This is a genomic window from Staphylococcus croceilyticus (assembly GCF_002902575.1).
GTDB classification, from domain to species: domain Bacteria; phylum Bacillota; class Bacilli; order Staphylococcales; family Staphylococcaceae; genus Staphylococcus; species Staphylococcus croceilyticus.
Genome location: NZ_PPRD01000039.1, coordinates 1 through 21,401 on the forward strand (window position 1 = coordinate 1; position 21,401 = coordinate 21,401).

General features: G+C 34.3%; 26 protein-coding genes and 1 riboswitch. Of the genes, 25 read left to right on the forward strand and 1 reads right to left on the reverse strand.

Annotated elements, in window-relative coordinates:
• The first annotated feature begins 153 nt into the window (after positions 1-153).
• The 23 genes from rho to fabZ all read left to right on the forward strand — a co-directional run bounded on the left by rho (position 154) and on the right by fabZ (position 18,989).
• On the forward strand, positions 154-1,470 hold the full coding sequence (gene rho / locus CD128_RS06180) for a transcription termination factor Rho (protein ID WP_103329163.1): 1,317 nt from the start codon (positions 154-156) through the stop codon (positions 1,468-1,470).
• 117 nt (positions 1,471-1,587) lie between these two features.
• The gene (locus CD128_RS06185; RefSeq protein ID WP_103298956.1) at positions 1,588-1,848 is read left to right on the forward strand and encodes a type B 50S ribosomal protein L31; all 261 of its coding nucleotides are present in this window, start codon (positions 1,588-1,590) and stop codon (positions 1,846-1,848) included.
• A 214-nt stretch (positions 1,849-2,062) separates the two neighbouring features.
• Positions 2,063-2,662 (forward strand): thymidine kinase, encoded by a 600-nt coding sequence (locus CD128_RS06195; RefSeq protein ID WP_103329164.1) that lies wholly within the window; start codon positions 2,063-2,065, stop codon positions 2,660-2,662.
• Entirely contained in the window at positions 2,662-3,738 is a 1,077-nt protein-coding gene (gene prfA / locus CD128_RS06200) for a peptide chain release factor 1 (protein ID WP_103329165.1), read from the forward strand. Before CD128_RS06195 ends, prfA begins: the two co-directional genes overlap by 1 nt.
• On the forward strand, positions 3,725-4,564 hold the full coding sequence (prmC, locus tag CD128_RS06205) for a peptide chain release factor N(5)-glutamine methyltransferase (RefSeq protein ID WP_103329166.1): 840 nt from the start codon (positions 3,725-3,727) through the stop codon (positions 4,562-4,564). The genes prfA and prmC overlap by 14 nt, the downstream gene beginning before the upstream one ends.
• An 85-nt stretch (positions 4,565-4,649) precedes the next feature.
• Positions 4,650-5,693 carry an L-threonylcarbamoyladenylate synthase gene (locus CD128_RS06210; protein ID WP_103329167.1) on the forward strand — a complete coding sequence of 348 codons (1,044 nt, stop codon included), beginning with the start codon at positions 4,650-4,652 and terminating at the stop codon, positions 5,691-5,693.
• Positions 5,690-6,106 (forward strand): low molecular weight protein arginine phosphatase, encoded by a 417-nt coding sequence (locus CD128_RS06215; protein ID WP_103329168.1) that lies wholly within the window; start codon positions 5,690-5,692, stop codon positions 6,104-6,106. Before CD128_RS06210 ends, CD128_RS06215 begins: the two co-directional genes overlap by 4 nt.
• Positions 6,107-6,215: 109 nt before the next feature.
• Complete coding sequence (locus CD128_RS06220; protein WP_103329169.1) at positions 6,216-6,740, forward strand: TIGR01440 family protein; 525 nt, start codon at positions 6,216-6,218, stop codon at positions 6,738-6,740.
• A gap of 24 nt (positions 6,741-6,764) precedes the next feature.
• Entirely contained in the window at positions 6,765-8,003 is a 1,239-nt protein-coding gene (glyA, locus tag CD128_RS06225) for a serine hydroxymethyltransferase (protein WP_103329170.1), read from the forward strand.
• A gap of 27 nt (positions 8,004-8,030) precedes the next feature.
• Entirely contained in the window at positions 8,031-8,660 is a 630-nt protein-coding gene (gene upp / locus CD128_RS06230; protein WP_103329171.1) for a uracil phosphoribosyltransferase, read from the forward strand.
• Positions 8,661-8,713: 53 nt separating this feature from the next.
• On the forward strand, positions 8,714-9,847 hold the full coding sequence (gene wecB, locus CD128_RS06235) for a non-hydrolyzing UDP-N-acetylglucosamine 2-epimerase (protein WP_103329172.1): 1,134 nt from the start codon (positions 8,714-8,716) through the stop codon (positions 9,845-9,847).
• A 139-nt stretch (positions 9,848-9,986) separates the two neighbouring features.
• Positions 9,987-10,337: an ATP synthase subunit I gene (locus CD128_RS06240; protein ID WP_103329173.1), complete on the forward strand. Its 351-nt coding sequence runs from the start codon at positions 9,987-9,989 to the stop codon at positions 10,335-10,337.
• 27 nt (positions 10,338-10,364) lie between these two features.
• Positions 10,365-11,090: a F0F1 ATP synthase subunit A gene (atpB, locus tag CD128_RS06245; RefSeq protein ID WP_103329174.1), complete on the forward strand. Its 726-nt coding sequence runs from the start codon at positions 10,365-10,367 to the stop codon at positions 11,088-11,090.
• 33 nt (positions 11,091-11,123) lie between these two features.
• Positions 11,124-11,336, forward strand: coding sequence for a F0F1 ATP synthase subunit C (atpE, locus tag CD128_RS06250; RefSeq protein WP_002448651.1), 213 nt, complete (start codon positions 11,124-11,126; stop codon positions 11,334-11,336).
• Positions 11,337-11,423: 87 nt separating this feature from the next.
• Entirely contained in the window at positions 11,424-11,954 is a 531-nt protein-coding gene (locus CD128_RS06255; protein WP_415239155.1) for a F0F1 ATP synthase subunit B, read from the forward strand.
• Positions 11,954-12,493, forward strand: coding sequence for a F0F1 ATP synthase subunit delta (locus CD128_RS06260; RefSeq protein ID WP_103329175.1), 540 nt, complete (start codon positions 11,954-11,956; stop codon positions 12,491-12,493). The genes CD128_RS06255 and CD128_RS06260 overlap by 1 nt, the downstream gene beginning before the upstream one ends.
• A 19-nt stretch (positions 12,494-12,512) precedes the next feature.
• Positions 12,513-14,021, forward strand: coding sequence for a F0F1 ATP synthase subunit alpha (atpA, locus tag CD128_RS06265; protein WP_103329176.1), 1,509 nt, complete (start codon positions 12,513-12,515; stop codon positions 14,019-14,021).
• Between the two features lie 31 nt (positions 14,022-14,052).
• Positions 14,053-14,919 (forward strand): ATP synthase F1 subunit gamma, encoded by an 867-nt coding sequence (atpG, locus tag CD128_RS06270; RefSeq protein WP_103297998.1) that lies wholly within the window; start codon positions 14,053-14,055, stop codon positions 14,917-14,919.
• A gap of 21 nt (positions 14,920-14,940) precedes the next feature.
• A complete protein-coding gene (atpD, locus tag CD128_RS06275) occupies positions 14,941-16,353 on the forward strand; it encodes a F0F1 ATP synthase subunit beta (RefSeq protein WP_103329177.1) in 1,413 nt (470 codons plus the stop codon).
• 21 nt (positions 16,354-16,374) lie between these two features.
• Positions 16,375-16,776 (forward strand): F0F1 ATP synthase subunit epsilon, encoded by a 402-nt coding sequence (locus CD128_RS06280; protein WP_103298000.1) that lies wholly within the window; start codon positions 16,375-16,377, stop codon positions 16,774-16,776.
• A 127-nt stretch (positions 16,777-16,903) separates the two neighbouring features.
• Positions 16,904-17,137, forward strand: a complete 234-nt coding sequence (locus tag CD128_RS06285; protein WP_103329178.1) for a DUF1146 family protein — start codon at positions 16,904-16,906, stop codon at positions 17,135-17,137.
• Between the two features lie 105 nt (positions 17,138-17,242).
• Entirely contained in the window at positions 17,243-18,508 is a 1,266-nt protein-coding gene (gene murA, locus CD128_RS06290) for a UDP-N-acetylglucosamine 1-carboxyvinyltransferase (protein WP_103329179.1), read from the forward strand.
• A 43-nt stretch (positions 18,509-18,551) separates the two neighbouring features.
• On the forward strand, positions 18,552-18,989 hold the full coding sequence (gene fabZ / locus CD128_RS06295; RefSeq protein WP_103298003.1) for a 3-hydroxyacyl-ACP dehydratase FabZ: 438 nt from the start codon (positions 18,552-18,554) through the stop codon (positions 18,987-18,989).
• Positions 18,990-19,047: 58 nt separating this feature from the next.
• Here the strand turns inward: fabZ and CD128_RS06300 are convergent, their stop codons facing one another.
• The gene (locus tag CD128_RS06300; RefSeq protein ID WP_103329180.1) at positions 19,048-19,491 is read right to left on the reverse strand and encodes a YwpF-like family protein; all 444 of its coding nucleotides are present in this window, start codon (positions 19,489-19,491) and stop codon (positions 19,048-19,050) included.
• 185 nt (positions 19,492-19,676) lie between these two features.
• On the opposite strand from CD128_RS06300, the gene CD128_RS06305 reads away from it, so the two are divergent.
• Both CD128_RS06305 and CD128_RS06310 read left to right on the forward strand, forming a co-directional pair.
• Positions 19,677-20,075, forward strand: coding sequence for a single-stranded DNA-binding protein (locus CD128_RS06305; protein ID WP_103329181.1), 399 nt, complete (start codon positions 19,677-19,679; stop codon positions 20,073-20,075).
• Positions 20,076-20,445: 370 nt separating this feature from the next.
• Positions 20,446-21,180 carry a transglycosylase family protein gene (locus CD128_RS06310; protein WP_103329182.1) on the forward strand — a complete coding sequence of 245 codons (735 nt, stop codon included), beginning with the start codon at positions 20,446-20,448 and terminating at the stop codon, positions 21,178-21,180.
• A 93-nt stretch (positions 21,181-21,273) separates the two neighbouring features.
• A riboswitch (TPP riboswitch) is annotated at positions 21,274-21,375 on the forward strand.
• The last annotated feature ends 26 nt before the right edge of the window (positions 21,376-21,401 follow it).

The following is a 21,401-nucleotide window of genomic DNA, read 5'->3' on the forward strand; positions in this document are numbered from 1 at the left end:
ATATTAATTCTAGTATTTAAGACTCACAACTTTTTGATAAAATAATTTATGATTTATTTGGTTCTGCATTTTCAGAAAAACAGAAAATAACTCAAAATAATAAACTATGTTAAAAATGAGTCTTCATAAAAATATAAGAAATGGGTGCAGTTTATGCCTGAGAGAGAACGTACATCACCGCAATATGAATCTTTTCATGAATTATATAAGAATTACACAACTAAAGAGTTAACGCAAAAAGCAAAATCTTTAAAACTTACTAATTATAGTAAATTGAATAAAAGCGAATTAGTTTTAGCCATCATGGAAGCGCAAATGGAAAAAGATGGCAATTACTACATGGAAGGTGTATTAGACGATATTCAGCCAGATGGTTACGGTTTCTTAAGAACAGTTAACTATTCTAAAGGTGAAAAAGACATTTACATCTCTGCTAGTCAAATTCGACGTTTCGAAATTAAACGAGGCGATAAGGTGACTGGTAAGGTTCGTAAGCCTAAAGACAATGAAAAATATTATGGCTTATTACAAGTAGACTTTGTAAATGATGAAAATGCTGAAGTTGTCAAAAAACGCCCTCACTTCCAAGCTTTAACACCTCTTTATCCTGAGGAACGAATTATTTTAGAAACAGATCCTCAAAACTACTCACCGCGTATTATGGATTTAGTTACCCCAATCGGTTTAGGTCAACGTGGACTTATCGTAGCTCCTCCAAAGACTGGTAAAACTTCATTACTTAAAGAAATCGCTAATGCCATTAGTACAAATAAACCTGATGCAAAATTATTTATTTTATTAGTGGGTGAGCGACCAGAAGAGGTAACGGATATTGAACGTTCAGTTGAATCGGCAGAAGTTGTACATTCAACGTTTGATGAGCCACCTGAACACCACGTTAAAGTGGCGGAATTATTACTTGAAAGAGCGAAACGATTAGTTGAGATTGGACAAGATGTAATTATCTTAATGGATTCTATTACGCGTTTGGCACGTGCATATAACTTAGTTATCCCTCCAAGTGGTAGAACGTTATCTGGTGGGTTAGATCCAGCCTCATTACACAAACCTAAAGCATTCTTTGGGGCAGCACGTAATATTGAAGCGGGTGGAAGTCTTACTATTCTTGCGACAGCGTTAGTTGAAACTGGTTCACGTATGGACGATATGATTTATGAAGAGTTCAAAGGAACAGGAAATATGGAGTTACACTTAGATCGTAAGTTATCTGAGCGTCGTATCTTCCCAGCAATTGATATCGGTAGAAGCTCAACGCGTAAAGAAGAATTATTAATTAGTAAATCTGAGTTAGATTCATTATGGCAACTTAGAAATATGTTTACAGATTCTACAGACTTTACGGAACGCTTCATTAGAAAATTGAAAAAATCAAAAAATAATAAAGAGTTTTTCCAACAATTACAAAAAGCAGCCGAAGAGAGTACTAAAACGGGCAAACCGATAATTTAATGAATATCAGTTTGAGGGTTGCGTTTTATAGTAATAACTATTATAATTGCTAAGTATTGGGTAAAAACTCACAAATAACTCTGTTCCAGATGGTTCAGGGCAAAGGAGCTGAAAATAATGAAACAAGGAATTCATCCTGATTACCACAAAGTTATCTTTTTAGATACTACAACAAACTTTAAATTCTTAAGTGGTTCTACAAAAACATCTTCAGAAACTATGGAATGGGAAGATGGAAATGAATACCCAGTTATTCGTTTAGATGTATCTTCTGATTCACACCCATTCTATACTGGACGTCAAAAATTCGCTGCTGCGGATGGTCGTGTGGAACGTTTCAACAAAAAGTTTGGTCTCAAATCAAACAACAACAACTAATTGTAAGTTTAAACTGTCTGCCTAATCTATGTTATATAGAGTTAAGTAGGCAGTTTTTTTATTTTAAAGAAATGAGTAAGTGACATGCTGGATAAAGTATAGTGGCATAAATACTTAAAAATTATGAACATTCTAGATATACATAAAGTCGTTTATAAACAATTAAAATATGATATAATTAAGCGATTATGTTTTGAAAAAGGTGGAACTTATAATGTATGAAACTTACCATTCTGGTTGGATTGAATGCATTACTGGAAGTATGTTTAGTGGCAAATCAGAAGAATTAATTCGTCGATTGCGCCGAGGTCTTTATGCTAAACAAAAAGTAGTAGTGTTTAAACCGGCTATAGATAATCGTTACCATGATGAAAAAGTCGTATCTCATGATGGAAATGAATTAGAGGCCATTAATATTACCACAGCACGAGATATTTTATTACAAGATTTATCACATGTAGATGTGATTGGTATAGATGAAATTCAATTCTTTGATAAAGAAATTGTTAATATTGTTGAAAAACTTGCTGAAAATGGCCACAGAGTCGTAGTTGCTGGGTTGGACATGGACTTTCGTGGAGAACCATTCGAACCTATGCCTCAAATCATGGCAGTCAGTGAACAAGTAACTAAATTGCAAGCAGTATGTGCTGTTTGTGGTTCGTCTTCAAGTAGAACCCAACGATTAATTAATGGACAACCAGCTAAAATAGATGATCCTATTATTTTAGTCGGAGCGAATGAAAGTTATGAACCAAGATGTAGAGCACATCACATTGTTGCACCGAGTAATAACGAGAAGGAGGAAATGTAGTGTTTGATCAATTAGATATTGTTGAAGAAAGATATGAACAATTAAATGAAATGTTAAGTGACCCTGAGGTTGTAAATGATTCAGATAAATTACGTAAATATTCTAAAGAACAAGCTGATTTACAAAAAACAGTAGATGTTTATAGAGATTATAAAAGTAAAAAAGAAGAAATCGCTGAAATCGATGAAATGTTAAACGAAACAGACGATAAAGAAGAAATTGAAATGTTAAAAGAGGAAAGTGCTAGTCTTAAAAGTGCTATTCCTGAATTAGAAGAACAACTTAAATTTTTACTTATCCCTAAAGACCCTAATGATGAGAAAGACGTTATCGTTGAAATCAGAGCAGCAGCAGGTGGAGATGAAGCGGCAATTTTCGCTGGTGATTTATTAAGAATGTATACAAAATATGCAGAATCTCAAAACTTTAAAACTGAAATTGTAGAAGCAGCTGAAAGTGACCATGGTGGTTATAAAGAAATCAGTTTCTCAGTTTCAGGTAATGGTGCATATAGTAAATTGAAATTTGAAAATGGCGCACATCGTGTGCAACGTGTACCTGAAACAGAATCAGGTGGCCGTATTCATACTTCAACTGCTACAGTAGCGGTATTACCAGAAGTTGAAGATGTTGAAATTGAAATTCGTAATGAGGATTTAAAAATTGACACGTATCGTTCAAGTGGTGCTGGTGGTCAGCACGTCAATACTACAGACTCAGCTGTACGTATTACGCACTTACCAACAGGTGTCATTGCTACATCTTCTGAAAAATCTCAAATTCAAAACCGTGAAAAAGCATTAAAAGTGTTGAAAGCACGTTTATATGATATGAAGTTACAAGAAGAACAACAAAAATATGCTGCACAACGTAAATCAGCAGTTGGTACAGGTGACCGCTCTGAACGTGTGAGAACATACAATTACCCTCAAAGTCGTGTAACAGACCACCGTATCGGTCTAACATTACAAAAGTTAGATCAAATTATGGAAGGTAAATTAGACGAGATTATCGATGCACTTACACTTTCTGAACAAACTGAAAAACTGAAAGAATTAAATAATGGCGAGCTTTAAGGATAAGTTAACTGAAGCCATTCAATTAGCAAAGAACAAAGGATTCGAACAGTCTCGTGCAGAATGGTTAATGCTTGATTTATTTGGTTGGTCTAGAACGGATTATCTCATGCATATGTATGATGAAATGAATGAAGCTGAAGAAGCAAAATTTTCTTTAGCTGTTGAACGTATGCTACTAGGAGAGCCTATTCAGTACATTGTAGGCTTTCAAATGTTTTATGGTCTTCAGTTTCAAGTAAATGCACATTGTCTCATTCCTCGTCCAGAAACTGAAGAAGTGATGCTTCACTTCTTGGAACATGTAAAAGAGGAAGCGACAGTGGTAGACATTGGAACAGGTAGTGGGGCGCTTGCTGTATCACTTAAAAAAATAAGTCCTAAATTAAATGTGGTTGCGACAGATGTCGTTCAAGAAACACTAGATTTAGCGAAGGATAATGCCTATAATCATAATGCTGATATTGAATTTTTGCATGGAAATGCTTTAAAACCACTTATCAAAAATAATATTAAAGTAGATGGTCTAATCTCTAATCCACCTTATATCGACTACGAAGAAGTTCATAGTATGGCAGATACTGTTGTGAAATATGAGCCTCATGTTGCCTTATTTGCGCAAAATAAAGGCTATGCAATATATGAATCTATATTAAATGATTTGCCAAAAGTCCTTAATGAAGATGCATATGTTACATTTGAAATAGGGTATAATCAAGGTGAGATATTAAAGGAATTAATTTTAAAAAAATATTCAAATTTATCAGTTAATGTCATTAAAGACATTAATGGAATAGATAGAATCGTGTCATTTGAATGGAAATAAATTATAGAGGAGGCTGAGACATTTTATTTTGTCCCAGCCTCTTCAACACTCATAATCACGAAATTCAAAGGAAAGGGTGAGGTGAATGGAAAGTAAAATATGGGATATGCGCAACTATAATGAAGCGCCACTATCATTTCCTAAATTAAATGAGATAAAAATAATATTTGAACAAGGCGGTTTAATCGCTATTCCTACTGAAACTGTATATGGTCTTGGTGCAAATGCAAAAGATGAAGAAGCGGTTTCTAATATTTATAAAGCCAAAGGACGTCCCTCTGACAATCCCTTAATCGTGCATATTCACAGTCTAGAACAATTAAACGACTTTGTTGCTCATGTACCTGATGAAGCCAAAGTATTAATGGATGCCTTTTGGCCTGGTCCGATTTCATTTATCTTACCACTAAAAAGAGGTTACTTATGTGATAAAGTGAGTGGCGGCTTAGATTCAATTGCAGTGCGTATGCCAAGCCATACAATAGGACGCGCTATTTTACAATATGTAGATTTACCTATAGCTGCGCCAAGTGCAAATTTAAGTGGACGTCCATCACCTACAACATTTCAACATGTCTATCATGATTTAAATGGTAAAATTGATGGCATAGTCAATGGAGATCAAAGTGAAGAAGGTTTAGAAAGTACCGTGCTTGATTGTACGCAATATCCATTTAGAATCGCTCGTCCAGGCGCCATTACTCAAACCATGCTAATTGAAGTCCTCCCAGATAGTGTTGAGCATTTTAATTATAATAATGTCGAAAAACCGATTGCTCCGGGTATGAAATATAAGCATTACTCACCAGAAACGCAAGTCACTATGCTAAAAAATTTAACGCATCCTATTTTAAATCATAAAGATTGGACAAACGTTGCTTTCATTTTGCCAGAAAGTTTAAAATCTTTCGTTCCCAATGATTCATGGTTTATTCCTTTATGTCAGGATGAAAGTGATATTAAAGGTGCAAATCATAATTTATATGCTATTTTGCATGACATTGATAAGAATGAACTGATTAATGAAGCGTATATTTATGCTTTTGAAAATGCAGAAGCCGCGGAAGCCGTAATGAATCGAATGTCAAAAGCAACTGCTAATCGTGTCATTAGAGGTGAAGAGTTATGAAAATAACATTTGTATGTACGGGTAATACGTGTCGTAGTCCTATTGCAGAAAGCATAGCTAAAACATTGCTTCCAAACGATACAATTGAATCGAGAGGGTTATTTGCGATAAATGGCCAAGCAGTGACGCCAGAGTCTTTAGAAGTTATCTTAGAACATGATTTACCAGAGCCTACTTCAGCACAGCAATTTGATGAGAGCGACCTTACAAGTGATTTAATTTTAACAATGACTCAATCACATAAAGCGCAACTTATCAATGCGTATGGTGAAAATATTCATGTGTATACTTTAAGTGAATACGTTGGAGAACAAGCAGATGTGGACGACCCATTTGGAGGTAGTATTGATACGTATCGAGATACGTTTAATCAACTTTATAATCTAATCCATAAATTGCAAGGTCTTTCATAAAACGAAAATATTACATTTAGTATAAGTTATTAATTAAATACGTTATAATGAAGAAGTATAGCTAGTTTGCTATGCTTCTTTTAATTATATAAATAAGGTGGAGATTTCTATGCAAGAACTTACGACTTTATTAGATGAATTGAAAGCACAATCATTCTTTAGAGAAGGTGAAATATGCATTATTGGCTGTTCAACATCTGAAGTTATTGGAGAAAAAATAGGTTCTGTAGGTTCAATGGACGTAGCTAAAGATATTTTCACTACCTTAGAAAAGGTACAACAAGAAACAGGTGTATCATTCGCATTTCAAGGTTGTGAACATATTAATAGAGCCGTCACAATCGAAAGAGAACAATTTAATCCTTTAACAATGGAAGAAGTGACAGTCGTACCAGATGTTCATGCAGGTGGAAGTCTAGCAACATATGCTTATCAACATATGAAAGATCCTGTAGTTGTAGAGCATATCACTGTTCCTAAAGGCATTGATATTGGACAAACATTAATTGGCATGCATATTAAACATGTTTGTGTACCGATTAGAACTAGTGTCAAAAAAGTTGGCGATGCAATAGTAACGATTGCTACTTCAAGACCTAAGAAAATCGGCGGTGAACGAGCTAAATACGAATAGGTTTGAGAGGAAGAGGGGATTTTAATGTCATATATCGAAAATCAAGATAAAGCTGTCTATGAAGCGATTCAAAATGAATATAATAGACAAAATAATAACATCGAACTAATTGCATCTGAGAATTTTGTTTCTGAAGCTGTTATGGAAGCTCAAGGATCTGTAATGACGAATAAGTATGCTGAAGGTTATCCTGGACGTCGTTATTACGGTGGATGCGATTATGTAGATGTTACGGAAACAATTGCTATAGAACGTGTAAAAGCCTTATTTGGCGCTGAACATGCTAATGTTCAACCTCATTCTGGTTCACAAGCTAATATGGCTGTTTATTTAGTAGCACTTGAAATGGGTGATACTGTATTAGGAATGAATTTAAGTCATGGTGGCCATTTAACACATGGTTCTCCTGTTAACTTTAGCGGTAAATTCTATAATTTCGTTGATTATGAAGTGGATAAAGAAACAGAGAAGATTGACTATGAGGCAGTTCGTAAATTAGCACTTGAACATAAACCTAAATTAATAGTGGCTGGTACTTCTGCATATTCAAGAGAACTTGATTTTAAAAAGTTCAGAGAAATCGCTGATGAAGTAGGCGCAAAATTAATGGTAGATATGGCGCATATTGCTGGTTTAGTAGCAGCAGGTCTACATCCTAATCCAGTAGAGTATGCAGATTTCGTTACTAGTACAACGCATAAAACTTTAAGAGGGCCACGCGGTGGATTAATCCTTTGCAAAGAAGAATATAAAAAAGATATAGACAAAACAATCTTCCCAGGTATCCAAGGCGGTCCATTAGAACACGTCATTGCTGCTAAAGCCGTTGCATTTGGTGAAGCATTAGAACCAGAATTTAAAGCGTACCAAGAACAAGTAGTTAAAAATGCTAAAGTTTTAGCAGAAACGCTACAAGAAGAAGGCTTTAGAATTGTTTCTGGTGGTACAGATAATCATTTATTAGCAGTTGACGTTAAAAACTCAGTGAATGTTACAGGTAAAGAAGCTGAATCTACATTAGATTCAATCGGTATTACTTGTAATAAAAACACTATTCCTTTTGATCAGGAAAAACCATTCGTTACAAGTGGTATTCGTTTAGGTACACCAGCCGCTACTACTAGAGGCTTTGATGAAGAAGCATTTAAAGAAGTAGGGAAAATTATCAGCTTAGCGCTAAAAAATCCTAAAGATCAAACTAAATTAAAAGAAGCAAGTGAAAGAGTAAGTAAACTAACATCTAAGTATCCATTATATGAGTAATTTTAATCAAACTGGAGGAAATAAATAATGAGTAAAGTACATGTATTTGATCACCCATTAATTCAACACAAATTAAGTTACATCCGTGATATGAATACGGGAACAAAAGAATTTAGAGAGCTTGTAGATGAAGTAGGTATGTTAATGGCATATGAAGTAACAAGAGATTTAGAACTTCAAGATGTTGAAATCCAAACACCTGTTACAAAAATGACAGCGAAAAGATTAGCAGGTAAAAAATTAGCAATTGTACCTATTTTAAGAGCAGGTTTAGGAATGACTGATGGTGTATTAAGCTTAGTGCCAGCAGCACGTGTAGGTCATATTGGATTATATCGTGACCCTGAAACATTAAAAGCGGTAGAATATTTCGTAAAATTACCACAAGATATTGATGAAAGACAAATTATCGTTGTAGATCCTATGTTAGCAACAGGTGCATCTGCAATCGAAGCGATTAATTCATTAAAAAAACGTGGCGCTAAAAATATTAGATTTATGTGTTTAATTGCAGCTCCTGAAGGTGTTAAAAAAATGCAAGAAGCGCACGATGACGTAAATATTTATATAGCGGCTTTAGATGAAAAATTAAATGATAAAGCATATATCACACCTGGTTTAGGTGACGCTGGAGATAGACTATTTGGTACTAAATAGTAAAGGTGCAGTAGTTAAAAGTTTAAAGTTAGTTCGTTGTAGGAGTAAATAATATGAAAAAAATTATGACAGTCTTTGGTACAAGACCTGAAGCAATTAAAATGGCACCCTTAGTTAAAGCACTTGAAAATGACGACGAATTAGAGCCAATGATTGTTGTAACTGCTCAACATCGAGAAATGTTAGATTCAGTATTAAAAACATTTAACATTCAACCACATTATGATTTAAATATTATGAAAGAAAATCAAACATTATCTGAAATAACGTCTAGCGCTATGATACAACTTGAAAATATTATTAAAGACGAACAACCAGATATGGTACTTGTGCATGGAGATACTACTACTACATTTTCAGGTGCTTTAGCTGCTTTTTATAATCAAATAGCTGTAGGGCATGTTGAAGCAGGGTTGAGAACTGGCAATAAATATGCGCCGTTTCCTGAGGAAATCAATCGACAAATGGTAAGCAATATTGCCGACTTGCATTTTGCACCTACTACAAATGCAGCTGAAAATTTAATCAAAGAACAAAAAGACAACGAGTCTATCATTGTAACTGGAAATACAGCAATTGATACGTTGAATCTTACGATTAAAGATGACTACATGTCAGAAATTTTAAATAAGCACAAAAATAAAAAAATAATATTATTAACAATGCATCGTAGAGAAAATATTGGTCGTCCTATGGAAAATGTTTTCAAAGCGATTAATAAAATAATTAGTGAATATAAAGATGTAGTGGTAGTTTATCCTCAGCACTTGAATCCTAAAGTTAGAGGTTTATCTAGTAAATATTTTAGTGACCAAGCGCAAGTAGAAAGAATAGAGCCCTTAGATGTCATAGACTTCCACAATTTTGCTAATAAGGCACATTTCATATTAACGGATTCTGGCGGGGTTCAAGAGGAAGCACCTTCGTTAAATAAACCTGTCCTAGTGTTAAGAGATGTTACAGAGCGACCAGAAGGAGTTGCAGCTGGAACATTAAAAGTGATAGGCACAGAAGCAGGTAATGTCTATTCAGAAATAAAAATGCTATTAGATAATCCAACAGCATATAAAAATATGGCATCAATACAAAACCCTTACGGAGATGGATTGGCGTCATTAAGAATATGCGAAAATATAAAATATTATTTTGGATTAACTACTGAAAAACCAAAAGAATTTAAAATGTGAATATTTTGTGACAAAATTGCATGGAATTTTTACAACAATTTGAATAGAATTGACACGTTATATACGCTATATTATTATTAAAATTGTATGAGTGGAACGGTTTACATGATACTCATAAGTAATTTTGGAGGCACTACGAATGAAGCGTTTTAGTATTATCTTCAAACAATTCATTCAATATTATATCTATTTTTTAATTTTGTTAAGTGTTTTGTACATTATTAAACCTAATCCTTTTACTTTAGGATTAATAATAGGAACGTTTGGCGCTTTAATTAATACATATATCTTTGAATTTTATTTATCTCGGGCAAAGCAACCAGATAATATACATATTTCTACGGGCAATATCTGGAGGTATTTAGTCGCTATTATAGCGTGCTTGATTTGGTTTTTCTTTAAAGAGTATGTAAACATTATAGGAATAATGATAGGCCTTATGATTTCTTATGTACTAATCATCATACGTCCTTTATTACAAAGGGAGTAAAATTTTCGAACAGAAAGAGGTGAGTACATGGATCACAAATCCCCACTCAGAAGTTGGAATGTATTTGGTTTTGATATCGTTTTCAACTTATCAAGTATCTTGATGTTAGTTGTTACTGCAGTTATTGTTTTTTTAATAGCTATTATTTGTACGCGTAATCTAAAGAAAAGACCTACAGGTAAACAGAACTTTATTGAATGGGTCTTTGATTTTGTAAGAGGTATCATTGAGAGTAACATGGCTTGGAATAAAGGTGGTCAATTTCACTTCTTAGCAGTAACGTTGATATTATTTATCTTTGTTGCCAACATGTTAGGGTTACCTTTCGCTATAGTGACAAAAGATCATTACTTATGGTGGAAATCACCAACAGCTGATGCCACTGTAACATTAACACTATCAACAACAATGATTTTATTAACACATTACTATGGTGTGAAAATGCGCGGTACGAAAGCTTACATAGGTAATTACTTTAAACCGTTCTGGCCATTAGCAATCATTAATGTATTTGAAGAATTTTCTTCTACATTAACGCTTGGTCTACGTTTATACGGTAATATATTTGCCGGTGAACTATTATTATCACTATTAGCTGGTCTGGTCTTCCAAAATGGATGGGGCTGGATAATTGGTATTCCAGGTTTAATCGTATGGCAAGGATTCTCAATCTTTGTTGGTTCTATCCAAGCATATATCTTTATTATGCTTTCAATGGTTTACATGTCCCATAAAGTAACGGACGCACATTAATTTAAATAAAAAATTTTAGGAGGAAATATTAATATGGGTTTAATCGCAGCAGCAATTGCAATCGGTTTATCAGCACTAGGTGCAGGTATCGGTAACGGTCTTATCGTTTCTAGAACAGTTGAAGGTGTAGCACGTCAACCAGAAGCACGTGGTCAATTAATGAGTATTATGTTCATTGGTATTGGTTTAGTTGAGGCATTACCAATCATCGGTGTTGTAATTTCATTCATGACTCTTTTCAGATAAGAAATATTTTGAGGCGAAGTCTCTTTGATCTTCGCCGTTCGTTTTATTTAATGCAAATATGATGATTAATAATGAAAGGAGTGTCGAATGCCAGTGAATGCATTAGCTAATTCATATGTTTTGGGTGCAGCAGCCGGTGGTGTTGAGTGGGGAACAGTTATTGTTACTGTTTTAACATTTGTTATCCTCTTAGCACTATTGAAAAAATTTGCTTGGGGTCCATTAAAAGAAGTAATGGACAAACGTGAAAGAGATATTAATAGAGATATCGATGAAGCGGAAGAAGCAAAACTTAATGCGCAAAAACTTGAAGAAGAAAATAGAAAGACACTTAAAGAAACACAAGATGAAGTTCAACGTATCCTTGAAGACGCTAGAGTTCAAGCTCGTAAACAACATGAAGAAATCATTCATGAAGCTAACGTTCGTGCAAATGGTATGATTGAAACTGCTCAAAGTGAAATTAACAGTGAAAAAGAACGCGCACTTGCAGATATTAATAATCAAGTTTCTGAACTATCAGTATTGATTGCTTCTAAAGTACTTCAAAAAGAAATTTCTGAACATGATCAGAAAGCATTAGTTGATAAGTATCTTAAAGAGGCAGGCGATAAATAATGGCAGATGTAGCAAAAAAATATGCTAAGGCATTATTTGATGTTTCTATTGATAAAGATAGATTAGATTTAATGTATGAAGAGTTAAAAGTAGTGAATGACGCTACACAACAATATCAACAAGAATTAAAAGCTATTGATTCAAATCCTAGCAAACCTGCTTCTGAAAGACGCAAATTTGTAGGAATTGTATTTGGTGAAGCGAATTATTACTTAAAAAATATGCTAATGATATTAGCAAATAACCGTCATTTGACGTTAATTAATTCTATTTTTAAAGAATTTAGTGATTTCTATAACGCTCATCATAATCAAGATACGGCAATCGTTGAGTCAGTTTATCAATTAACTGAAGATGAATTAGAAAGAATTAGAAATTTAATTATTAACCAAACTAAGTTGTCAAAAGTACATATTATTACTAAAATCAATCCTGATTTAATTGGTGGTTTCAGAGTAAAAGTTGGCACAACTGTGTTAGACGGTAGTGTTAAGAGCGACTTAGAACAAATCGAACGTAAATTTAGAAGAGTTAACTAAAATAAGAGGAGTGACATAGATGGCCATAAAAGCTGAAGAAATCAGTGCATTACTTCGCTCACAAATTGAAAATTATGAGTCTGAGATGTCTGTAACTGATGTTGGTACTGTACTTCAAATCGGTGATGGTATCGCATTAATTCACGGATTAAATGACTGTATGGCTGGTGAGCTTGTAGAGTTCCCAAATGGTGTTCTTGGTTTAGCACAAAACCTTGAAGAATCAAACGTGGGTGTAGTTATTTTAGGACCTTACAGTGAAATTACTGAAGGTGACGAAGTAAAACGTACTGGTCGTATTATGGAAGTTCCAGTAGGTGAAGAACTTATTGGACGCGTGGTTAACCCACTAGGCCAACCTATCGATGGTCAAGGTCCAATTAATACGACTAAAACACGTCCTGTTGAGCAAAAAGCAACAGGCGTAATGGCTCGTAAATCAGTTGATGAACCATTACAAACTGGTATTAAAGCGATTGATGCCTTAGTACCAATCGGACGTGGACAACGTGAGTTAATTATTGGTGATAGACAAACAGGTAAAACTACAATTGGTATTGATACAATCTTAAACCAAAAAGGTTTAGATACAATTTGTATTTACGTAGCTATTGGTCAAAAAGAATCAACAGTACGTGCTAATGTAGAAAAATTACGTCAAGCTGGTGCATTAGATTATACAATCGTAGTAACAGCGTCAGCGTCTGAACCATCGCCATTATTATATATTGCACCATATTCAGGTGTAACAATGGGCGAAGAATTCATGTTTAATGGTAAGCATGTACTTATTATTTATGATGATTTAACTAAACAAGCTGCGGCTTATCGTGAATTATCATTATTATTACGTAGACCTCCAGGCCGTGAAGCTTATCCTGGTGACGTATTCTACTTACATAGTAGATTATTAGAAAGAGCAGCGAAATTAAATGATTCATTAGGTGGCGGATCTATTACTGCCTTACCAATTATTGAAACACAAGCAGGAGATATCTCAGCCTACGTTCCTACTAACGTAATTTCAATTACAGACGGACAAATCTTCTTACAATCTGATTTATTCTTCTCAGGTGTTCGACCAGCGATTAATGCAGGTCAATCTGTATCACGTGTAGGTGGTTCAGCTCAAATTAAAGCTATGAAGAAAGTTGCTGGTACACTTCGTTTAGACCTTGCTTCATATAGAGAATTAGAATCATTTGCGCAATTTGGTTCTGATTTAGATGAATTTACAGCTAGAAAATTAGAACGTGGTAAACGTACTGTTGAAGTCTTAAAACAAGACCAAAATAAACCTTTACCAGTTGAAAACCAAGTGTTAATCATCTACGCATTAACTAAAGGTTACTTAGACGATATTCCTGTAGTAGACATCACTCGTTTCGAAGATGAATTAAATAGTTGGGCTAAATCAAACGCTTCTGAATTATTAGGTGAAATCAGAGAAACTGGTGGCTTACCTTCTGAAGATAAATTTGATGCAGTACTTAACGAATTCAAGAAAAGTTTCAGTAAATCTGAATAATTAAACTTTAAATCGAAAAGGTGGTGAGATAATGGCTTCTCTAAAGGAAATAGATGGTCGTATAAAATCGACGAAAAAGATGAAACAGATTACCAAAGCAATGAACATGGTATCTAGTTCAAAATTACGTCGTGCTGAAAAGAATACTAAGCAATTCGAACCTTATATGGAAAAAATGCAAGATGCGATTACAGCAATTGCAGGTGCTAGTAAAAATTCAAGCCATCCTATGTTAAGACCAAGACAAGTTCAACGTAGTGGTTATTTAGTTATCACAAGTGATAAAGGTTTAGCTGGCGCATATAGTTCTAATGTGCTTAAAAAATTAATCAATGATATTAAAGAGAAACACTCTAGCAAAGACGATTACAGTATTATGGTATTAGGTCAAACTGGTGTTGATTTCCTTAAAAATAGAGGTTATGAAATAGAGAATTCACTTGTTGATGTTCCTGATCAACCTTCATTTAAATCAATACAAGCTATTGCAAAATATGCCATTGACTTATTCAGTGAAGAACATATTGATGAATTGAAGATTTATTATAGTCACTATGTTAGTGTTCTTGAAAATAAACCGTCTACTAAACAAGTTCTTCCATTATCTCAAGAAGATTCTAGCCAAGGCCAAGGCCAAATGTCTTCATATGAATTTGAACCAGATAAAGAATCTATCCTAAGCGTTATACTTCCACAATACGTTGAAAGTTTAATTTATGGAACGATTCTAGATGCTAAAGCTAGTGAACATGCAGCTCGTATGACTGCAATGAAAAATGCTTCTGATAATGCAACTGAACTTATTGATGATTTATCATTACAATACAATAGAGCAAGACAAGCTGAAATCACTCAACAAATCACAGAAATTGTTGGCGGTTCTGCAGCGCTTGAATAATATTTTAAAGGAGGAAACAACATGGGTAATGGCCGTGTAACTCAGGTTATGGGTCCTGTAATTGACGTTCGTTTCGAACATAATGAAGTACCTGAAATTAATAACGCCCTTATCATTGAAGTCCCTAAAGAAGATGGAACTTTCGAATTAACACTTGAAGTTGCTTTACAATTAGGCGATGACGTTGTACGTACAATTGCTATGGATTCAACTGATGGTGTCCAACGTGGTATGGAAGTACAAAATACTGGTAATGACATTAGTGTTCCAGTTGGTGAAGAAACTTTAGGACGTGTATTCAATGTCTTAGGTGATACTATCGATTTAGACGATAAATTAGATAGCTCAGTTAGAAGAGATCCTATTCACCGTCAAGCACCAAACTTTGATGAATTATCTACAGAAGTAGAAATTTTAGAAACTGGTATTAAAGTAGTAGACTTATTAGCACCTTACATTAAAGGTGGTAAAATTGGTCTATTTGGTGGTGCCGGCGTTGGTAAAACCGTTTTAATCCAAGAATTAATTAATAATATTGCTCAAGAACATGGTGGTATTTCAGTATTCGCGGGCGTTGGTGAACGTACACGTGAAGGTAATGACTTATACTATGAAATGAGCGATAGTGGCGTAATCAAAAAGACTGCAATGGTATTTGGTCAAATGAATGAGCCACCTGGTGCACGTATGCGTGTAGCTTTATCAGCTTTAACAATGGCTGAATACTTCCGTGATGAACAAGGTCAAGACGTACTTTTATTCATTGATAATATCTTCAGATTTACACAAGCTGGTTCTGAAGTATCAGCGTTATTAGGACGTATGCCTTCAGCCGTTGGTTACCAACCAACATTAGCAACTGAGATGGGTCAATTACAAGAACGTATTACATCTACGAATAAAGGTTCTGTAACATCAATTCAAGCCGTATTCGTACCAGCCGATGACTATACTGACCCAGCCCCAGCAACTGCTTTCGCACACTTAGATGCAACAACAAACTTAGAACGTAAATTAACAGAAATGGGTATCTATCCAGCGGTAGACCCATTAGCATCAACTTCTAGAGCGTTAGAACCATCAATCGTTGGTCAAGAACACTATGAAGTTGCGCGTGATGTTCAATCAACACTTCAAAAATATAGAGAATTACAAGATATCATTGCTATTCTTGGTATGGATGAGTTATCTGAAGAAGATAAACTTACTGTAGAACGTGCACGTAGAATTCAATTCTTCTTATCTCAAAACTTCCACGTAGCTGAACAATTTACTGGTCAAAAAGGTTCTTATGTACCTGTTAAAACAACAGTATCTGATTTCAAAGATATCTTAGATGGTAAATATGATCACATTCCTGAAGATGCATTCCGTTTAGTAGGAAGCATGGAAGATGTAATTGCTAAAGCAAAAGATATGGGTGTTGAAGTCTAAACTAATTAGGAGGAATAGATAATGAGTACTTTAAATCTTGATATTGTCACTCCTAATGGTTCAGTCTACGAAAAAGATGACGTTGAACTGGTTGTTTTTCAAACGACAGCTGGGGAAATGGGTGTCATGAGTGGACATATTCCGACAGTTGCCGCATTAAAAACAGGCCATGTTAAAGTGAATTATAAAAATGGTTCTGAGTATATAGCTGTTAGTGGTGGCTTTGTTGAAATTAGACAACAAAAAGTATCTGTAATTGTACAAACAGCTGAAGCTGCTAGCGAAATTGACGTGGAAAGAGCTAAATTAGCTCGTCAAAGAGCGCAATCACATTTAGAAGACGAGGATAATAGCGATATTAACCGAGCTAAGCGTGCATTAGCAAGAGCAGAAAACCGCTTACGCGTAGCTGAATTAAAATAAATTGATAAAGGTTTGGAAGCTAAATAGCTTTCCAAACCTTTTTTTGTTTTATAATGATTATCTTGAGTATCATTCTATACTTATTTAATGTACAATATAATACAGTAATCTTTAAGGAGAGTTAGATATGGACTATATAGGTCAATTTGCAGTTATACATTTAATATTACATGTCATTTGTATTTGTATTGCTTATTGGGCATTAAACTCTCTTAGATTAGATAACCTATTTAAAAAAGGTTATGCTACTCAAGTTCAAGTTTGCCTAATATTTATGGCGATTTTATTAGGAACTGCAGTTAGCAACTTTTTAATTGATTTATTACAATATTCAACACAAGTAAAATATTTATTCCAATAAATCAATAACTGTTAATTAATTTGAAAAGTAGATATAATTAATAAATAAAACAATATGAAATAGGGAAATGATGAAAATAGTTGGAGTTTAAAGTGGAGGATTAAAATGGATAAAATAGTAATAAATGGAGGCAATCGCCTAACTGGAGAAGTTCAAGTAGAAGGAGCAAAAAATGCAGTATTACCTGTACTTACTGCTTCATTATTAGCTTCTGAAGGACAAAGTAAATTAGTTAACGTGCCAGATTTAAGCGATGTCGTTACAATTAACAATGTCTTATCAACGTTAAATGCTAAAGTTGATTACAATAAAGAAGAAGGTGCAGTGACAGTAGATGCCTCAGCTACATTGAAAGAGGAAGCACCTTATGAATATGTAAGTAAAATGAGAGCTAGTGTCTTAGTGATGGGACCTTTATTAGCTCGTCTAGGTCATGCTATTGTAGCGCTACCTGGTGGTTGTGCAATCGGTGCTCGTCCTATTGAACAACACATCAAAGGATTTGAAGCATTAGGTGCTGAAATCCATCTTGAAAATGGAAATATCTATGCTAGTACTAAAGATGGATTAAAAGGTGCAGACATTCATTTAGACTTCCCAAGTGTAGGTGCTACTCAAAACATTATCATGGCGGCTTCATTAGCTAAAGGTAAAACTGTCATTGAAAATGTAGCAAAAGAACCAGAGATTGTGGATTTAGCTAACTACATCAATGAAATGGGTGGTAAAATTACTGGCGCAGGTACAGACACTATCACTATTCATGGTGTTGAAAAGCTTAAAGGTGTAGAACACTCAATCATCCCAGATAGAATCGAAGCAGGTACATTAATTATTGCTGCAGCGATTACAAGAGGGGATGTCTTTGTACGTGATGCAGTTAAAGAACACATGACAAGCCTAATTTATAAATTAGAAGAAATGGGTGTCAATCTTGATTTCCAAGAAGATGGTGTACGTGTAACTGCTGAGGGTGAATTAAAACCAGTAGATGTTAAAACATTACCTCATCCTGGTTTCCCAACAGATATGCAATCTCAAATGATGGCTTTATTATTAACAGCTGAAGGTCATAAAGTGGTTACTGAAACTGTATTTGAGAATAGATTCATGCACGTGGCAGAATTTAAAAGAATGAATGCTAATATTACTGTTGAAGGCAGAAGTGCTAAAATTGCTGGTAAGAGCCAATTACAAGGTGCGCAAGTTAAAGCAACTGACTTAAGAGCAGCAGCTGCATTAATTTTAGCAGGCTTAGTAGCTGATGGTACAACTCAAGTGACAGAATTAAAACATTTAGATCGTGGCTATGTTAATTTCCATGAAAAATTAAAATCACTTGGCGCGGATATTGAACGTATCAACGACTAATATTTAACATCAAAAGATAAATTATTGCTGGAGGTAGTTTTAAATGGAAACTATTTTTGATTACAATCAAATTAAACAAATTATCCCACACAGACAACCATTTTTATTAATTGACCGAGTGGTTGAATATGAAGAAGGTAAACGTTGTGTAGGTTTAAAACAAGTTTCAGGGAATGAACCATTTTTCCAAGGACATTTTCCAGATTATGCTGTAATGCCTGGTGTATTGATTACTGAAGCACTAGCACAAACTGGTGCAGTAGCTATGCTAAATAGTGAGGAGAATAAAGGGAAAATCGCTTTATTCGCAGGTATTGATAAATGTCGCTTTAAAAAACAAGTGACACCTGGTGACACTTTATTGTTAGAAGTTGAAATCACTAAAATTAAAGGTCCAATCGGAAAAGGTACAGCTAAAGCGACGGTTGATGGTCAACTTGCTTGTAGTTGTGAACTTACTTTCGCAATTCAAGACGCATAATTATTTTATAATCTTAAAAAGCACTCATGATAGTTATTTCTATCATAGAGTGCTTTTATTATTCTCGTTCAAATTTTTCTTCTTTTAATTTAGGTTTAGATTGCATCATGCGATTAAAGGTTACTTTCAACTCTTCACCTGATAATCCTTCATCAACTAATTGTTCTAGTAAGCTTTCAGCATACACTTGGCGTAACGTATAAATATGACATTCAAATACTATAGACATGGTTGTATCAAAAGTTGTTATGCTTTTAATCGTAGCATCGAATAAAGCAGGATCATTTGAAGGTCTAGTTATCACGACTCGAATATCTAATAACGTTTGATCATCGTAATATTTCTTCATAGTCTCATAATGAGCATTAGAAATAACGACTTCTAATAACCAACCAGTTCCACTATTTTCTTTATTAATAATAACGCCGTCTTCTAATTCAAATTCTGTAATTCCACCATTTTCATTTACAATTTGAAAACGCACCGCTTTAAAAGTCTTCACCTAATCACATCCTAAAAATTTTAAAAATGTACAATTAATTAGAAAATATTTAATTGAGCATTCAAATTTTAACTATTTTCTTTAAATATAACAAATTTTGATTATAAATAGTAAATATTTATCAAAAATGGCGTTTTGACGTACATCTAAAATGTTATTAAGATAGTTTTTGAAGGAGGTGACACATGCTAAATAAGATAGTTATCGTTGGTCGTATGACTAAAGATGCGCAAATTTATGAAAAAGAGGAGGTGAAGATAGCTACCTTTAGTGTTGCTACTGAACGCAATTATAAAGACGATAATAATGAAATCGCTTGTGATTATATTTTTTGTAAAGCTTTTGGCAAAACAGCAACGAATATCGAAAAATATACTAGTCAAGGTTCATTGGTAGGTATAACAGGACAAATGCGTTCACGCAAGTATGAAAAAGAGGGACAAACGCATTTTGTAACAGAATTATATGTAGAAACAATCAAATTTATGTCCCCACAATCAAAAAATAACGAAATTCTCTCAAATAGCTCATTTATGGAAGACACTTATCCCCTAGATAATCTAGACACTATTAATATTAATTAAAATTAAATCAACTCTCTAAACTTTAACTCCAATCTTCTCTATTTTATATATAACATCTTTCAATTATACTCAGAATCTCTCTTTATTAATTTAAATTAGTAGGGGGAGGTTCTTAATTTTCGGGATAAATGGCTGAAAAATTTCAGGAGTATTACATACATAAAAAGCTAACGTAAACTTTTCAAAACTGCCATGAAGGTTCTAAATGCACATTTTCACTTTATACTCTCCAAATTTTCTTGTAATTTCCATGTAAAAAAGTGGCTTTCTTTTTTATTTGGCTGTAACCTGCGACCCCTTTTCAGATGTTAGAGTATTACTTGTAATTAATTTGATCAGGAAAAAAATTATACAGGAGGACTTTTAAACTATGAAAAAGACTATTATTGCTTCAACATTAGCAGTAGGCTTAGGCGTAGCAGCAGGTAACGCAGGTCATGCAGATGCAAGTGAAACTCAAATCAATAAAGCTGAATTAGCACAATTAGCTCAATCAAATGATCAATCATTAAATAATAGCCCTATCCAAGAAGGCGCTTATAACGTAACATTTGATTATAATGGCTTCACTTACCACTTTGAATCAGATGGTACTTATTGGAGCTGGAACTATGTACAATCAGGTTTAACAACTGGTCAATCTACACCAGTAGCTCAATCATCACAAGCAACTCAAACTCAACAACAAGATGTTAGTGAACAAGCTTCAGCTTCTAATAACCAAAATTCAGCTGAAACAGTAGCTTCACAACAACAATCTAGTCAACAACAACCAGCTCAAACTCAACAAGCACCACAAACTGAGCAAACTCAACAACCACAACAAGCTTCAACAAGCAACAACACAGCTTCAAGTGGCTCTTCAGTACAAGTAAATGGTCATTTACAACAAATTGCTCAACGTGAATCAGGTGGCGATATTCACGCTATTAACCCAAGCTCTGGCGCAGCTGGTAAATATCAATTCTTACAATCTACATGGGATTCAGTAGCACCTGCTCAATATAAAGGTGTATCACCAGCGCAAGCACCTGAAAACGTTCAAGATGCTGCAGCTGTAAAACTTTACAACACTGCCGGCCCATCACAATGGGTAACTGCATAAATTAATATTTACTGAAATGTTTCGATTAGTGAGACATCTCAGTTTTTTTAATTGAAAAATAATATACTGTTTGATAATGTAAAATTAATAATATAAAGCTACTAGGGGAGCCATAAACTATGGCTGAGATGATTGTTCAGACCCTTATAACCTGATTTGGTTAGTACCAACGTAGGAAAGTAGTTATGTAATTTTACATACCTTTTATTAAGGATGACTAC

What these genes read in the sequence shown, in the direction of transcription:
- rho (WP_103329163.1), top strand. Translation starts at nt 154, where the DNA reads ATGCCTGAGAGAGAACGTACATCACCGCAATATGAATCTTTTCATGAA.
- murA (WP_103329179.1), top strand. Translation starts at nt 17,243, where the DNA reads ATGGATAAAATAGTAATAAATGGAGGCAATCGCCTAACTGGAGAAGTT.
- atpE (WP_002448651.1), top strand. Translation starts at nt 11,124, where the DNA reads ATGGGTTTAATCGCAGCAGCAATTGCAATCGGTTTATCAGCACTAGGT.
- fabZ (WP_103298003.1), top strand. Translation starts at nt 18,552, where the DNA reads ATGGAAACTATTTTTGATTACAATCAAATTAAACAAATTATCCCACAC.
- upp (WP_103329171.1), top strand. Translation starts at nt 8,031, where the DNA reads ATGAGTAAAGTACATGTATTTGATCACCCATTAATTCAACACAAATTA.
- CD128_RS06285 (WP_103329178.1), top strand. Translation starts at nt 16,904, where the DNA reads ATGGACTATATAGGTCAATTTGCAGTTATACATTTAATATTACATGTC.
- atpB (WP_103329174.1), top strand. Translation starts at nt 10,365, where the DNA reads ATGGATCACAAATCCCCACTCAGAAGTTGGAATGTATTTGGTTTTGAT.
- CD128_RS06220 (WP_103329169.1), top strand. Translation starts at nt 6,216, where the DNA reads ATGCAAGAACTTACGACTTTATTAGATGAATTGAAAGCACAATCATTC.
- atpG (WP_103297998.1), top strand. Translation starts at nt 14,053, where the DNA reads ATGGCTTCTCTAAAGGAAATAGATGGTCGTATAAAATCGACGAAAAAG.
- CD128_RS06195 (WP_103329164.1), top strand. Translation starts at nt 2,063, where the DNA reads ATGTATGAAACTTACCATTCTGGTTGGATTGAATGCATTACTGGAAGT.
- CD128_RS06255 (WP_415239155.1), top strand. Translation starts at nt 11,424, where the DNA reads ATGCCAGTGAATGCATTAGCTAATTCATATGTTTTGGGTGCAGCAGCC.
- atpA (WP_103329176.1), top strand. Translation starts at nt 12,513, where the DNA reads ATGGCCATAAAAGCTGAAGAAATCAGTGCATTACTTCGCTCACAAATT.
- CD128_RS06210 (WP_103329167.1), top strand. Translation starts at nt 4,650, where the DNA reads ATGGAAAGTAAAATATGGGATATGCGCAACTATAATGAAGCGCCACTA.
- glyA (WP_103329170.1), top strand. Translation starts at nt 6,765, where the DNA reads ATGTCATATATCGAAAATCAAGATAAAGCTGTCTATGAAGCGATTCAA.
- CD128_RS06240 (WP_103329173.1), top strand. Translation starts at nt 9,987, where the DNA reads ATGAAGCGTTTTAGTATTATCTTCAAACAATTCATTCAATATTATATC.
- CD128_RS06305 (WP_103329181.1), top strand. Translation starts at nt 19,677, where the DNA reads ATGCTAAATAAGATAGTTATCGTTGGTCGTATGACTAAAGATGCGCAA.
- CD128_RS06185 (WP_103298956.1), top strand. Translation starts at nt 1,588, where the DNA reads ATGAAACAAGGAATTCATCCTGATTACCACAAAGTTATCTTTTTAGAT.
- prmC (WP_103329166.1), top strand. Translation starts at nt 3,725, where the DNA reads ATGGCGAGCTTTAAGGATAAGTTAACTGAAGCCATTCAATTAGCAAAG.
- CD128_RS06280 (WP_103298000.1), top strand. Translation starts at nt 16,375, where the DNA reads ATGAGTACTTTAAATCTTGATATTGTCACTCCTAATGGTTCAGTCTAC.
- wecB (WP_103329172.1), top strand. Translation starts at nt 8,714, where the DNA reads ATGAAAAAAATTATGACAGTCTTTGGTACAAGACCTGAAGCAATTAAA.
- CD128_RS06260 (WP_103329175.1), top strand. Translation starts at nt 11,954, where the DNA reads ATGGCAGATGTAGCAAAAAAATATGCTAAGGCATTATTTGATGTTTCT.
- CD128_RS06215 (WP_103329168.1), top strand. Translation starts at nt 5,690, where the DNA reads ATGAAAATAACATTTGTATGTACGGGTAATACGTGTCGTAGTCCTATT.
- CD128_RS06310 (WP_103329182.1), top strand. Translation starts at nt 20,446, where the DNA reads ATGAAAAAGACTATTATTGCTTCAACATTAGCAGTAGGCTTAGGCGTA.
- atpD (WP_103329177.1), top strand. Translation starts at nt 14,941, where the DNA reads ATGGGTAATGGCCGTGTAACTCAGGTTATGGGTCCTGTAATTGACGTT.